Raw genomic sequence first — 13,219 nt, 5'->3', positions numbered from 1 at the left:
CAGTGGTCAACACAAACTCGACGGAAGAGCGCCCCGAAAACGACATCCTGAAACCGTAGCAACTTAACGCCAGGATTTCAGGCGCAGGACACTAGATGCCCTGCCAGTCCGGCTTGGCGGCGTACGTGGCGCGGAAGTAGTCCGCGAGCTTCAGCTTCGACGCGGCGGCCTCGTCGACCACCACCGTGGCGTGCGGGTGCAGTTGCAGCGCCGACGCGGGTACGACGGCGGCCACCGGCCCCTCCACGGTCTGCGCCACGGCCTCGGCCTTGCCCTCGCCGGTGGCCAGCAGCACCAGGTGCCGGGCCTCCAGGATGGTGCCGATGCCCTGGGTGATGACGTGGTGCGGGACCTCGTCCGGGCTGTCGAAGAACCGGGCGTTGTCCTCGCGGGTCTGCCGCGTCAGTGTCTTGATGCGGGTACGCGAAGCCAGCGACGAGCACGGCTCGTTGAAGCCGATGTGTCCGTCGGTCCCTATGCCGAGCAGTTGGAGGTCCACCCCGCCGGCCTCGGCGAGCGCCCGGTCGTACGCCTCGCACGCCGCCTGTACGTCCTCGGCGGCGCCGTCCGGCCCCATGAACGCGCCCTCCGTGAGCCCGAGCGGCTCGATCACCTCACGCAGGACCACCGAGCGGTACGACTCCGGGTGCCCGGCCGGCAGGCCGACGTACTCGTCCAACTGCGCGACACGGGCGCCCGACACGTCGACCGTGCCGGCCCGCACCTTGGCGGTCAGCGCCTGGTAGACGGGCAGCGGGGTCGACCCGGTGGCCACGCCGAGCAGAGCGTCGCGCTTGCGGCGCAGCAGGTCCGCGATGGTCTCCGCTATGAGTTCGCCGCCCGCCTTGGCGTCCTGGACGATGACAACTTCCACGCTGCGCCTGCCGATCTGGTGAAGGGTCCTCTGAGTCTCGTGGTATAGACCAATCTAGCAGAGCGCGCGGCGGCGTCACGGCCCCTTCCGCTGGCGGCCGAACGAGTTCTCGTGGTCGACTTGTGCGCGCCCCGTGGGCGCCGTCCCCCGGCCATCTTCAGCCCACCTGGAGGCACCCGGCATGTCCGCGACGAACCCTTCCGAAGAGTCCGCACGGCTCGCGCGGACCGACCCGCCGGGCCGGCTGATGGCCGCCGAGATGGCCGAGCAGCCGACGATGCTGCGCCGCATCCTCAAGGAGGGCGCGCCGCACATCCGTGACGTTGCCGCCGAGATCGCCGCCCGTGCGCCGCGCTTCGTCCTGCTCACCGCGCGAGGCACGTCCGACCACGCCGCGCTCTACGCCAAGTACCTGCTGGAGATCCGCCGCGGGATGCCCTGCGGGCTGTCCTCCATGTCCACGACGACGGCGTTCGGCGCCCGGCCCGACCTCCGTGACGTACTGGTGATCACGGTGAGCCAGTCCGGGGGTTCGCCCGACCTGGTGGCGTCCACCCGCGCCGCGCGCGAGGCGGGGGCGATCACCCTCGCCGTCACCAACAACCCCGACTCGTCGCTGGCCGCCGTGTCCGAGTTCCACATCGACATCCTCGCGGGCCCGGAGAAGGCCCTCCCGGCGACGAAGACGTACACGGCCTCCCTGCTCTCGCTCTACCTCCTCGTCGAGGGCCTGGGCGGCGGTGACGGGGCCGCCGCGAACGTCCTGCCCGGCATCGCCGAACGCGTCCTGGCCCGCGGCGAAGAGGTACGCACCCTGGCCTCCCGCTACCGCTTCGCGGAGCGGATGGTCATCACCTCGCGCGGCTACGGCTATCCGACGGCCAAGGAGGCGGCCCTCAAGCTCATGGAGACGAGCTACATCCCCGCGCTCTCCTACTCCGGCGCGGACCTGCTGCACGGCCCGCTCGCGATGGTCGACAACATCTCGCCGGTCATCGCCGTGGTCACCGACGGCAGGGGCGGCGAAGCGCTCCGGCCGGTCCTGGAACGGCTGCGCGGCCGGGGCGCGGACCTGTGCGTCGTCGGACCGGCCTCCGAGGTCGCCGCCGCGTCGGCGGGATTCGCCCTTCCTACGGAGGGTGTCGCCGAGGAGGTCCAGCCCGTGCTGGAGATCCTGCCGCTCCAGCGGCTGGCGTACGAGATCACCCTGGCCCGCGGCCAGGACCCGGACGCGCCGCGTGCGCTGGCCAAGGTCACCGAGACCCACTGAGCGGGCGCTGCACGCGCGTTCGCGCCCAGAGACACCCACGGGCCGCGGCGCCAGGACGGGACCCTCAGCCCGTCCGGCACCGCAGCCCGGAGTTGCTACGGCCACGAGGGCCGTGAGAGAGGTATCGACGCAGTCAGGGCAGAGAGCGCCGGTTACCCCGTTCCGCCCTCCTGTGCGGGGAGAGCGGAAGCTTTACTCAATCATTGTGGACTAGACCATTCTCATCTGTCCATGGATCGGGGAGGGCATTTTCCGGCCCCACCCACCACCACGTCGCGCGAACCGCCCCGGTTCATCCCACAGGTACCCTCGCCTCTGTGCCCTCCATGAACGACCTCGTACGCCAGCACACGGCGCTGACCGAGTCCGACCTCGAATGGCTCCATCTGCTGGTCTCGGAGTGGCAGCTGCTCTCCGACCTGTCCTTCGCGGACCTCGTCCTGTGGGTCCCCACCCGCGACGGCGCCCGTTACGTCTCCGTGGCCCAGATGCGGCCCAACACGGGCCCCACCTCGTACCAGGACGACATGGTCGGCCATCTCGTCCCCCGTGGCCGCAGACCGCTCCTGGACGCCGCGCTGGACGAGGGCCGGATCGTGCGGGAGGGCGACCCGGAGTGGCGCGAGGAGGTCCCGGTGCGGGTCGAGTCGATCCCCGTACGCCGCGAGGGCCGCGTCCTCGGCGTCATCGCCCGCAACACCAACCTCCTGACCGTCCGCACCCCCAGCCGGCTGGAGCTGACCTACCTCCAGTCCGCCTCCGACCTAGCACAGATGATCGCCGCCGGATCGTTCCCCTTCCCCGGCCAGCAGGTCGACATGGACGCCTCACCACGCGTCGGCGACGGGCTGATCAGGCTCGACGTCGACGGCGTCGTCCAGTACGCGAGCCCCAACGCCCTGTCCGCGTATCACCGGCTGGGACTGGCGTCCGACCTGGTGGGACATCACCTCGGTCAGACGACCGACGAACTCGCCCCGGTGCGCGGCCCGGTGGACGAGGCCCTGGTCAAACTGGCCAGCGGATACGCTCCGCGCGAGACCGAGGTGGAGAGCGCCGGCGGTGTCATCCAACTGCGCGCCATCCCGCTCAAGCCGAAGGGCACCCGGGTCGGTTCGCTGATCCTGCTCCGTGACGTCACCGAACTGCGACGCCGTGAGCGCGAGTTGATAACGAAGGACGCCACCATCCGGGAGATCCACCACCGGGTGAAGAACAACCTCCAGACGGTCGCCGCACTGCTCAGGCTCCAGGCCCGCCGGATGGACTCGGAACAGGGCCGCGAGGCCCTCAACGAGGCCGTGCGCAGGGTCGGTTCCATCGCCATCGTCCATGAGACGCTTTCTCAGAATCTGGACGAACGTGTCGAGTTCGACGAGATCGCCGACCGGGTGCTCGCGATGGTGTCGGAGATCTCGCCCGGCAAGACGGTGCGCAGGACGGGCCGGTTCGGGATTCTGGACGCCGAAGTGGCCACGCCGCTGTCCATGGTCCTCACCGAGATCCTGCAGAACGCGCTGGAGCACGCCTTCGAGACGGGGGAGCGCGGCACGGTCGAGGTGCACGCCGTCCGCAGCGGCGGAAACGGCCCCAAACGCCCCGGCTCCGTCGGCCGTTCGGACGCCCGGCTGCTCATCACCGTCCAGGACGACGGCCGCGGACTGCCCGAGGGCTTCGACCCGCGACGGGCCGGCAACCTGGGTCTGCAGATCGTGCGGACGCTGGTGGAGGGGGAGTTGGGCGGCGGTTTCGACATGCTTCCCGGCCAGGAGCGGGGCACACGGGTGATCCTCGACATCCCGGTGGAGCCGCACAAGTGACCGACTCCTGAACGTCCTTCACAGCGAAAGGTCGTTCACAGCAAAGAGCCCCGGACCGTGGTGACGGTCCGGGGCTCTGCCTCAAGCTCTGTGACGTTGCGCATCGGGGGGTACTGCGCGCTGCGGTTCGGGGGCGGGGTTATGCGTACACGTTGTACGCGCCGCCGTGCTCAAGGTGGGTGCGGGGGCTCAAGCGGTCGCGTTACGCGCCCGGTTGCGAGCGGCACGGCGCTTCATAGCGCGGCGCTCGTCCTCGCTGAGGCCACCCCAGACACCAGAGTCCTGACCGGACTCGAGCGCCCACTGCAGGCACTGCTCCATGACGGGGCAGCGACGGCAGACAGCCTTGGCTTCCTCGATCTGCAGCAGCGCAGGACCGGTGTTGCCGATGGGGAAGAAGAGCTCGGGGTCTTCCTCGCGGCAAACGGCGTTGTGACGCCAGTCCATGGCTGCTACCTCTCTTGGTGTTACGTGCGGATTGCTTGTGAATGTGAACGCTTTCACGAATCCCCCGACAAGGGAAGGGCCGACGCCCAGACGAACTGGTGTGGTCCTGGTTTGAGGAGGGGGTTCCGGAGCTCAGCGGAGGCCGGTGTTGCGGGCCGTCCCGAGCGCCATGTAGAGATTCGCAAACCTCGGCGGCGGATACAACCCCTTCAGGAAAGTTTTTTTTGATTCCTCGGTGTCGACTCGGTCACAGCCGTACTTCCATGGGGTGGATGCCAGCCTAAACGTTCGAGTGAAAGGACTTTCCTCGCTTCCACTCACACAATCACACGCAGTGCACGGCGTACGCCTGTGAACGTCACGCTCGTACGCAGTCCCAGGTGGTCGCCGTCCATCTGGAAGGGGAGTGGGACCTTCGATTGCAAGGTGAAGTCGGTCAGGTCGTGCAACGAAACCGCATGTCTGCCGTGGGGTCCCCGATCGGGGGTCGAATTGAGCAGCTGCGTCGCATAACGTGCCACCGCCGGAGTCGACAGCTTGCTCAGTCCCAGCACATCCAGCGCGGTGTCGAACGACGCGGCCGGCGACGCGTAGAGCGGACGATTGCCCAGGTAGGACCAGGGGGCGGTGTTGCAGACTATGGACAGCACAAGATCCGTGACCGGCTTCTCGCCGGGCCGGTCGAGGGTGATCATGCCGCGCCTGCGATGCGGTTCGTCGAGGAACTGCCGTACCACCTGGCGGACATAGAGCGCGTGCGTCGAACGCTTCCCGCGCTCCCGCTGTTGTTCGACCCGGCCGACCACTCCCGCGTCGAATCCGAATCCCGCGCAGAAAGTGAACCAGCGCGAGGGAACTGATTCGTCGTCCGTTCCCGGAGTCCCGGCCGCCAGTCCCAGACCGACCGTGCGTTCGGTCCGGTTACTCAGCGCGTCCAGAATGGCACCGGTCGCCTCCACGGCGTCATTCGGCAGCCCCAGCGCACGGGCGAAGACATTCGTCGAACCGCCCGGCACGACCGCCAGCCGCGGCAGCCGGTCGGGGTCGGGGCCGCCGTGCAGAAGGCCGTTGACGACCTCGTTGACCGTGCCGTCACCGCCGAGGGCCACGACCAGCTCCATGTCGTCGGAGTCCGCCGCACGCCGCCCAAGATCGCGGGCATGCCCCCGGTACTCGGTCGTCACCACCTCCAGCTTCATCTCGCTGGCGAGCGCGTGGATCAGTACGTCGCGGGTGCGGGCACTGGTGGTGGTTGCTGCCGGATTGACCACAAGGAGTGCGCGCATACGGAGGACATTACCGGCCATCGACAGCCGCCCCGTCCCCGGGCGGACCCCGTGCCGTCCGGGGGCCCGCCGGTCACCGGCGGGCGGCCGTTACCCTGCTGAGGTGAGCAGTGACGAGCAGAACACCCCCGACCCGAGCCCGCGTCCCGGCCGGCTGACCGCGGCCGCCGCCTGCGCGGGGCTCGAAGCCCTCGCGCTCGTCGTCGGCGGCGCCTACCTGCTCGTGATGGGTCTGCTCGGGCGGCCCGACGACCCGCAGCAGGCCGAGATGGGCGGTCTCACCCTCATCGCCCTCGGCGTCATCCCGCTGCTCGCCGCCCGTGGACTGCTGCTGCGGCGCAGCTGGAGCCGGGGACCCGCGCTCGCCACCCAGTTCATGGCGCTGCCGGTCGCCTGGACGCTGCTGACCTCCAGCGGATCGCTGATTCCGGCCGGGATCGCGCTCGCCGTCGTCGCCCTGACGGCACTGGTCCTGCTGCTCAACCCGGCGACCACACAGGCGCTCGGCATCAGCGGCCCGGACCGCGCGTAGGACCGCGGGGCGAGCCCGGTCGGGCCGGCCCCGTCCTCGAACGCCGGACGGGCCGTGTGAACCCCTCCGGCGACCGAGGTCGTCTCACTCCTCCACGAGCAGCTTCTCGCGCAGCTGCGCCAGCGTTCGGGCCAGCAGCCGCGAGACATGCATCTGCGAGATGCCGACCTCCTGCGCGATCTGCGACTGCGTCATGTTGCCGAAGAAACGCAGCAGCAGGATCCGCTTCTCGCGCGGCGGCAGATCCTCCAACAGAGGCTTCAGCGACTCGCGGTACTCGACGCTCTCCAGCGCCTCGTCCTCCGAGCCGAGCGTGTCCGCCACCGCCGGGGACTCGTCGTCCGTGTCCGGCACGTCCAGCGACAGCGTGCTGTACGCGTTGGCCGACTCCAGCCCTTCGAGGACCTCTTCCTCGGAGATGCCGAGACGCTCCGCCAGCTCGTGCACCGTCGGCGAACGGCCGTGCTGCTGGGAGAGTTCGGCCGTCGCCGTCGTCAACGACAGCCGCAACTCCTGAAGACGGCGCGGCACCCGCACCGCCCAGCCCTTGTCGCGGAAGTGCCGCTTGATCTCGCCGACGACGGTGGGAGTCGCGTACGTCGAGAACTCGACACCCCGCTCCGGGTCGAACCGGTCCACCGACTTGATCAGGCCGATCGTCGCGACCTGCGTCAGATCGTCCAGCGGCTCCCCGCGATTGCGGAACCGGCGGGCCAGATGCTCCACGAGCGGCAGATGCATCCGCACCAGCTGATTGCGCAGCAGCGCCCGTTCGGGAGAGTCCTCCGGCAGCTTGCGCAGCTCGATGAACATCGCCCGCGCCCCGCTGCGGTCATGTGGATCGTGTTGCTTGTGCTCGCTCATCGTGGCCGCCCGCTCTGCCTGCGCCTGCTCCGCCGCCGTCTGGCCGTCAAGCCCGTCCACCGGATGGGGCCGGGCCTGCTGCTCCGGAATGCCGGACGGCGGCACGAGCGCCGGATCCGCCGGAACCTCATGCCCTTCGCGCGGATCCTGCGGGACCCGCTCCTCGTCACGCACCGGACCGTCCCCGTTCCTCACGCCGGCCCGGGTCCCGCGCCGCGCTGTTTGTACAGGCTGATGGCGACCGTGCGGTCGTCGGCGACCGTCGCGTCGACCTTGCCCGCGAGCGCCGACAGCACCGTCCACGCGAACGTGTCACGCTCCGGCGCGCGTCCGTCGGTCGTCGGCGCCGAGACGGTCACTTCCAGCGAGTCGTCGATGAGCCGGAACACACAGCTCAGAACGGAGCCCGGTACGGCCTGTTGCAACAGGATCGCGCAGGCCTCGTCGACCGCGATGCGCAGGTCCTCGATCTCGTCGAGGGTGAAGTCCAAACGTGCTGCCAGGCCGGCCGTAGCCGTACGGAGCACGGACAGGTAGGCACCCGCAGCGGGCAGCCGGACTTCCACGAAGTCCTGGGTCCCGGGCTCGCCTGCGATCTGGGACACCCTCACCTCCAAGGTGGCACAAGCTTCTCAGGGCTCCGGGAAGGGAAACCCCCGGAGCCTCGCGGTACGTAGTCGGTACGCAGCCGGTCTGGACTGGCGACGCTATCGCGATCCATGGTCCGTTGTCGCAGGGACCCCCGGGCCAGAGCCGGGCTGTCGGTTACTCATAGTAGGCATATGGGCACGGACAGTGGCTAGGGGAGTGCGGCAATCAATTGCGAAGAACGGGCGGATGGTTGACGTACCCAGGCCTCATACGATCGAACCGTCGACAAAGCACCATCGCCATGTCTCGCCCTCTTCGAAGCTACGCATCACCGGGTGGCCCGTGTCCCTGAAATGCTGCGAGGCGTGTCGGTGTTGCGATGAGTCGCAGCACCCCACGTGTCCGCAGACCAGGCAGAGCCGCAGCTGTACGTGGTGGCTGCCGGACGCCAGACACTCCAGGCAGCTCTCGCTCAACGGCGCGGGCTCGGGGTGTGGGATGTCGGCAACATGCTGGCACTCACTCATGATGGCCAGATTACGACGCGAGCAAAGGACGGTGGAAATGGACCCGTTGCAGCTGATCGCCCTGGTGGCGGGCAGCGCGGTGATCGCCGCGGCGGCCAGAAGGACGCCCGTGCCGGCCCCGCTGCTGCTTGTCACGGCGGGAATTGTCGCCGCGTACGTGCCGGGCGTGCCCAGCTACGTGCTCAACCCGCACATCGTGCTGCCCCTGCTGCTGCCGCCTCTCCTGCACATGGCCGCCGTGGAAAGCTCCTACCTGGACCTGCGGGCCAATGTGCGCCCCATCGGTCTGCTCTCCGTGGGCTATGTCCTCTTCGCGACGCTCGCCGTCGGCTACCTCGCGTATCTGTTCATCCCCGGTCTGCCGCTGACCGCCGCGCTGGTCCTCGGCGCCGTCGTCGCGCCGCCGGACGCGGTGGCCGCCACCGCGATCGCCCGCAAACTCGGGCTGCCGAGCCGGATAACGACCATCCTCCAGGGCGAGTCGCTGGTGAACGACGCGACCGCGATCACCGCTTACAAGGTGGCGCTCGCGGCGGCCGTCGGCGAAGGCGCGAGCTGGGCCGGCGGGATCGGCGAGTTCGCCCTCGCCTCCTTGGGAGGCATCGGTATCGGCCTCGTACTGATGGTGCCGATCCACTGGCTCCGTACGCATCTTCGCGAGGCGCTGCTCCAGAACACCCTCTCGCTGCTCATCCCCTTCGTCGCCTACGCCGCGGCCGAACAGGCGCACGCGTCGGGCGTGCTGGCCGTCGTCGTGGTCGGGCTCTACCTCGGACACCGGTCCTGGCAGGTCGACTTCGCGACCAGGCTCCAGGAGGCGGCCGTGTGGAAGATGGTCTCCTTCATCCTGGAGTCCGTCGTCTTCGCGCTGATCGGGCTCCAGCTGCCCTATGTACTGAAGGGGCTCGGCGAATACGACGGAAGAGAGGTCGCCGGTTACGCCGTCGGGGTGTTCGTCACCGTCGTCGTGGTCCGCTACCTCTGGGTGTTTCCGGCCACCTTCCTGCCGCGCGCGCTGTCGAAGCGGATCAGGGAACGCGAACCGGACACCACCTGGAAGGCGCCGGTCATCGTCGGCTGGGCGGGCATGCGCGGTGTGGTGTCGCTGGCCATCGCCTTCTCCATCCCGCTCACCACGCACGCCGGCGACGACTTTCCGGGCCGCAACCTCGTCCTCTTCCTGACGTTCACGACCGTCATCGGCACCCTCGTCATCCAGGGCCTCACCCTGCCGGCGCTGATCAGACGGCTGAAGCTGCCGGGGCGCGACCCGTACGCCGATACGCTGGCCGAGGCGCAGGCGCAGAACCGGGCGTCGGAGGCGGCGGAGCGGCGGCTGGACGAACTGCTCGCCGACGAGCGCAACACCCTCGCCGATCCGCTGGCGGACCGGCTCCGGACCGTACTGGAGCGGCGGCGCAACTCCGTGTGGGAACGGCTCGGCACGGTCAACGAGCTGACCGGCGAATCCGCCGACCGCACCTATCAGCGGTTGTCCAGGGAGATGATCGGGGCCGAGCGCGAGGTCTTCGTGGCGCTGCGCGACGAGCGCCGGATCGACGACGAGATGCTGCGGATACTGCTGCGCCGGCTGGATCTGGAGGAGGCGGTGGCCTACCGGGAGGAGGCCGACTGACCTTCCGGTTCCGGACGGCCGGTGACCACGGCGGCCACTGTGCTGCCCGGCGGGAAGGCGCCCTCCTCTGCGAGGGTGGTCAGCCCGTGGAGCATCTTGGCCACGTAGAGACGCTCGACCGGGAAGCGGTGCCGGTCCTCGAAGTCCGCGGCGAAGGCGTCGAGCGCGGGAGTCGTACGGGCGTAACCGCCGCCGTGGAAGCGCTCGTCGAGCCGCCAGTCTCCCCGAGGGCCGCCGAACGCCGCCGACTGGAGCGCGCGGACCTCCCCGGCCAGGAAGCCGCCCTTCAGTACGGGGAAGCCGACCGCGCGCTGGCCGGGTGCCAGCCCGGCCGCCAGGCCCGCGAGAGTGCCGCCGGTGCCGCAGGCCACACCCACCACGTCCGCCGCGCCGCGCAGCTCCCGCCCCAGGGCCGTACAGCCTTGCGCGGCAAGGGAGTTGCTGCCGCCCTCGGGGACGACGTACACCCGCTCCCGGTCCACGGCGAGTCCGTCGGTGGCGGCGGCCAGCAGTGCCCTCAGTACGGAGGGCTCCGTCTTACGGCGGTAGGTCGCCCGGTCGACGAAGTGCAGCCGCATGCCGTCGGCCAGGCACCGGGCGAGCGACGGATTCGGCGGCCGGGCGGCCAGCTCGTCGCCCCGTACGACGCCGACCGTCGCGAAGCCCAGCAGCCGGCCCGCGGCGGCGGTGGCCCGCAGATGGTTCGAGTACGCGCCGCCGAAGGTCAGCAGGACGCGATGGCCGCCTTCGGCGGCGGCCCGCAGGTTCGGTTCGAGTTTGCGCCACTTGTTGCCCGGCAGGGCGGGGTGGATCAGATCGTCCCGCTTCAGCAGCAGCCGTACGCCGCGGCGGGTGAAGCGCTCGTCCTCGACGGTCCGCAGGGGGGACGGCAGCCGTGGCCGCAGAGCGGCGAGGTCGAGCGCTTCCGGGGTCACACGTTCATTGTCGCGCCGGCGGGGGCGGCGGGCCGGTGGGGGGCTTTCGTCAGCTCAGCCGTTCAGTCGTTCAGTCGTTCAGCCGCTCGTCGACACGCCGGCGCAGACCGGCCATGGAGACGCCCCGGGGGTCGATCTTGCCCGGCTGCCACTCCAGGTGGCCGATGACCGAGGGCCCGTTCCAGTTGTGGAAGCGGCAGACGGCCGCCGCCGCGGCCTCCATGGCCTCCACCTGGACGGCGGGCCACGGGTCCTTGCCGTCGCCCAGGTTCTCGCACTCGAAGCCGTAGAAGTGCCTGTTCCCGTCCGTGTTGGCCTCGTTGTCCGGCGGCAGCGCCCGCTCGGCGATCACGGCGCGCAGGACGTCGTCGTCGCCGCTCCCCGCGTGGTTGGCCCGGCCGTAGCCGACCAGATGGACTCTGCCGTCCTTGGAGATCACGCCGTGGCACAGCGGCCCCGGCAGCCCCGCGTAGCCGTCACGGCAGATGCGGACGGTGTTCGCGGTGCCCTTGGTGACCGTGTGGTGCATCATCACGCCGTGGACCGGACCCCAGGGCCCCACGTGATTGCGGTTGTGCGTACGCCAGTCGCCGACTTCGACGACGGTCAGGCCCTCGTTCTTCAGCGCGCGGATGAAGCTGCTCGCAGACATGGGTGTGGCCATGGCCGCCTCCTTGACCGGTGGATGTGGAGCGTTTTCTGACAGTGGTCGTCTCGCTGGCTCATACCCGAACACAGGCGAGTGGACCATCGATTCGCACGCTGTACGAGCCGATCCGGTCACATTCGGCCGTGTGTTGACCGGTGGATGACAGAAGCCGTGAACATGCCCCGACCGCGGTGATCCAGTCCCACTCATTTGTGTGATAGCGCGACAACTATCGCTGGTGCAAGGCTGTTCGCGCAGGTCAGCCCATGACTGAGAGGGAGACTCATGTCGGTTGGTGACGAGGTCCGCACGGTGGAGCCGCCTTCCCAGCAGAGCCTGGGGACGGCCGCGGCGCGGAACCTGGCGACCACCACGAAGACGCCGCCGCAGATGCAGGAGATCACCTCGCGGTGGCTGCTGCGGATGCTGCCGTGGGTGCAGGTGCAGGGCGGTACGTACCGGGTGAACCGTCGGCTCAGCTATGCCGTCGGCGACGGGCGTGTGACGTTCGTGCAGACCGGGGACCGGGTGGCGGTCGTTCCGGCGGAGCTGGGTGAGCTGGCGGCGCTGCGCGGCTTCGAGGACAAGGAGGTCCTGACCGAGCTGGCGAACCGCTGCGAGCAGCAGGAGTTCGGCGCGGGGCAGACCGTGGCCGCCTCCGGCAGCGCGGCGGACCGGGTGTACCTGCTGGCGCACGGCAGGGTGGAGAGGGTGGGGGAGGGGCCCTACGGGGACGAGACGGTGCTCGAAGTCCTCGCCGACGGGGCGTACTTCGGGGATCAGGCGCTGGTGGACCCCGACGCGACCTGGCAGTACACGGCACGCGCGGCGACGGCCTGCACGGTGCTGGTGCTGACCCGGCAGGACGTGCTGAACCTCGCGGAGCGGGCGGGGTCGCTGCGCGGGCATCTGGACGCGCTCGCGTCCGTCCCGGAGCAGCGGACCAACAAGTACGGCGAGGCGGCCATCGAGCTGTCCGCCGGACATGTCGGCGAGGCCGTCGTGCCTCATACGTTCGTGGACTACGAGGCGGCCCCGCGGGAGTACGAGCTGAGCGTCGCGCAGACCGTGCTGAAGGTCCACAGCAGGGTGGCCGATCTCTACAACCAGCCCATGAACCAGACCGAGCAGCAGTTGCGGCTCACGGTCGAGGCGCTGCGCGAGCGCCAGGAGCACGAGTTGGTGAACCACCGCGAGTTCGGCCTGCTGAACAACTGCGACTACGGGCAGCGGATCCAGCCGCACGACGGCGCGCCCACCCCGGACGACATGGACGAGCTGCTGTCGCGCCGGCGCGGCTCGAAGATGTTCCTGGCGCACCCGCGGGCCATCGCCGCCTTCGGCCGTGAGTGCAACAAGCGGGGGCTCAGTCCGACCACGGTGGATGTCGCGGGCACTCATGTGCCGGCCTGGCGCGGTGTGCCGATCTTCCCCTGCGAGAAGATCCCGATCTCGGACACCCGGACGACCTCGATCATCTGTATGCGTACGGGCGAGGCCGAGCAGGGGGTCGTCGGACTCCAGCAGAGCGGTATCCCGGACGAGATCGAGCCCAGTATGTCGGTCCGGTTCATGGGCATCGACGAGCAGGCGATCATCTCGTATCTGGTCACCGCCTACTACTCGGCGGCGGTCCTCGTGCCGGACGCCCTCGGTGTCCTGGAGAACGTGGAAGTGAGCAGCTGGCGCTGATCCGAGCGTCCGGGTGGGACCGGGCCGGGTCCGGATCGCGGCCGTCCGTACGGCCGCACCGGGCCCGGTGCCCACCCGAGGCCCGATCGGCACCCA

At 69.6% G+C, this 13,219-nt stretch carries 13 protein-coding genes; 5 read left to right on the top strand and 8 right to left on the bottom strand.

Annotation, left to right across the window (positions count from 1 at the left end; genetic code table 11):
- Positions 1 to 91 precede the first annotated feature (91 nt).
- On the bottom strand, positions 92 to 874 hold the full coding sequence (gene nagB / locus ACIBLA_RS33805; protein ID WP_399200826.1) for a glucosamine-6-phosphate deaminase: 783 nt from the start codon (positions 872 to 874) through the stop codon (positions 92 to 94).
- A gap of 181 nt (positions 875 to 1,055) precedes the next feature.
- Here nagB and ACIBLA_RS33800 point away from each other — a divergent pair, with 181 nt between their 5' ends.
- On the top strand, positions 1,056 to 2,144 hold the full coding sequence (locus tag ACIBLA_RS33800) for an SIS domain-containing protein (RefSeq protein WP_399200825.1): 1,089 nt from the start codon (positions 1,056 to 1,058) through the stop codon (positions 2,142 to 2,144).
- 326 nt (positions 2,145 to 2,470) lie between these two features.
- A complete protein-coding gene (locus ACIBLA_RS33795; protein WP_363241346.1) occupies positions 2,471 to 3,964 on the top strand; it encodes a histidine kinase N-terminal domain-containing protein in 1,494 nt (497 codons plus the stop codon).
- A 189-nt stretch (positions 3,965 to 4,153) separates the two neighbouring features.
- Here the strand turns inward: ACIBLA_RS33795 and ACIBLA_RS33790 are convergent, their stop codons facing one another.
- The gene (locus ACIBLA_RS33790; RefSeq protein ID WP_004937597.1) at positions 4,154 to 4,411 is read right to left on the bottom strand and encodes a WhiB family transcriptional regulator; all 258 of its coding nucleotides are present in this window, start codon (positions 4,409 to 4,411) and stop codon (positions 4,154 to 4,156) included.
- A 317-nt stretch (positions 4,412 to 4,728) separates the two neighbouring features.
- On the bottom strand, positions 4,729 to 5,697 hold the full coding sequence (locus tag ACIBLA_RS33785; RefSeq protein WP_363241197.1) for a diacylglycerol kinase family protein: 969 nt from the start codon (positions 5,695 to 5,697) through the stop codon (positions 4,729 to 4,731).
- 103 nt (positions 5,698 to 5,800) lie between these two features.
- Between ACIBLA_RS33785 and ACIBLA_RS33780 the strand changes: the two genes are divergently transcribed.
- A complete protein-coding gene (locus ACIBLA_RS33780) occupies positions 5,801 to 6,229 on the top strand; it encodes a hypothetical protein (RefSeq protein ID WP_363241198.1) in 429 nt (142 codons plus the stop codon).
- An 84-nt stretch (positions 6,230 to 6,313) separates the two neighbouring features.
- Here ACIBLA_RS33780 and ACIBLA_RS33775 read toward each other — a convergent pair whose 3' ends face one another.
- The 3 genes from ACIBLA_RS33775 to ACIBLA_RS33765 form a co-directional block, all read right to left on the bottom strand.
- Entirely contained in the window at positions 6,314 to 7,288 is a 975-nt protein-coding gene (locus tag ACIBLA_RS33775; RefSeq protein ID WP_399200824.1) for an RNA polymerase sigma factor SigF, read from the bottom strand.
- Complete coding sequence (locus tag ACIBLA_RS33770; protein ID WP_023538758.1) at positions 7,285 to 7,698, bottom strand: anti-sigma regulatory factor; 414 nt, start codon at positions 7,696 to 7,698, stop codon at positions 7,285 to 7,287. The genes ACIBLA_RS33775 and ACIBLA_RS33770 overlap by 4 nt, the downstream gene beginning before the upstream one ends.
- A 252-nt stretch (positions 7,699 to 7,950) precedes the next feature.
- Positions 7,951 to 8,211 carry a UBP-type zinc finger domain-containing protein gene (locus ACIBLA_RS33765; protein ID WP_363241199.1) on the bottom strand — a complete coding sequence of 87 codons (261 nt, stop codon included), beginning with the start codon at positions 8,209 to 8,211 and terminating at the stop codon, positions 7,951 to 7,953.
- A gap of 37 nt (positions 8,212 to 8,248) precedes the next feature.
- On the opposite strand from ACIBLA_RS33765, the gene ACIBLA_RS33760 reads away from it, so the two are divergent.
- Positions 8,249 to 9,847, top strand: a complete 1,599-nt coding sequence (locus ACIBLA_RS33760; RefSeq protein WP_363241200.1) for a Na+/H+ antiporter — start codon at positions 8,249 to 8,251, stop codon at positions 9,845 to 9,847.
- On the opposite strand, the gene ACIBLA_RS33755 is transcribed toward ACIBLA_RS33760, so the two are convergent.
- Together ACIBLA_RS33755 and ACIBLA_RS33750 are read right to left on the bottom strand one after the other, a co-directional pair.
- On the bottom strand, positions 9,826 to 10,782 hold the full coding sequence (locus ACIBLA_RS33755) for a pyridoxal-phosphate dependent enzyme (protein WP_363241201.1): 957 nt from the start codon (positions 10,780 to 10,782) through the stop codon (positions 9,826 to 9,828). The two genes, ACIBLA_RS33760 and ACIBLA_RS33755, sit on opposite strands and share 22 nt — an antisense overlap.
- Before the next feature lie 70 nt (positions 10,783 to 10,852).
- Positions 10,853 to 11,446, bottom strand: a complete 594-nt coding sequence (locus ACIBLA_RS33750) for an N-acetylmuramoyl-L-alanine amidase (protein ID WP_363241202.1) — start codon at positions 11,444 to 11,446, stop codon at positions 10,853 to 10,855.
- 270 nt (positions 11,447 to 11,716) lie between these two features.
- Here ACIBLA_RS33750 and ACIBLA_RS33745 point away from each other — a divergent pair, with 270 nt between their 5' ends.
- Positions 11,717 to 13,123 carry a family 2B encapsulin nanocompartment shell protein gene (locus tag ACIBLA_RS33745; protein ID WP_363241203.1) on the top strand — a complete coding sequence of 469 codons (1,407 nt, stop codon included), beginning with the start codon at positions 11,717 to 11,719 and terminating at the stop codon, positions 13,121 to 13,123.
- Positions 13,124 to 13,219: the final 96 nt, after the last annotated feature.

Origin of the sequence: Streptomyces sp. NPDC050433, from assembly GCF_044458565.1 — a bacterium.
Lineage (GTDB): Bacteria > Actinomycetota > Actinomycetes > Streptomycetales > Streptomycetaceae > Streptomyces.
The sequence above is the reverse complement of the archived record's forward strand: the minus strand, read 5'-3'. Positions and strand labels throughout refer to the sequence as shown.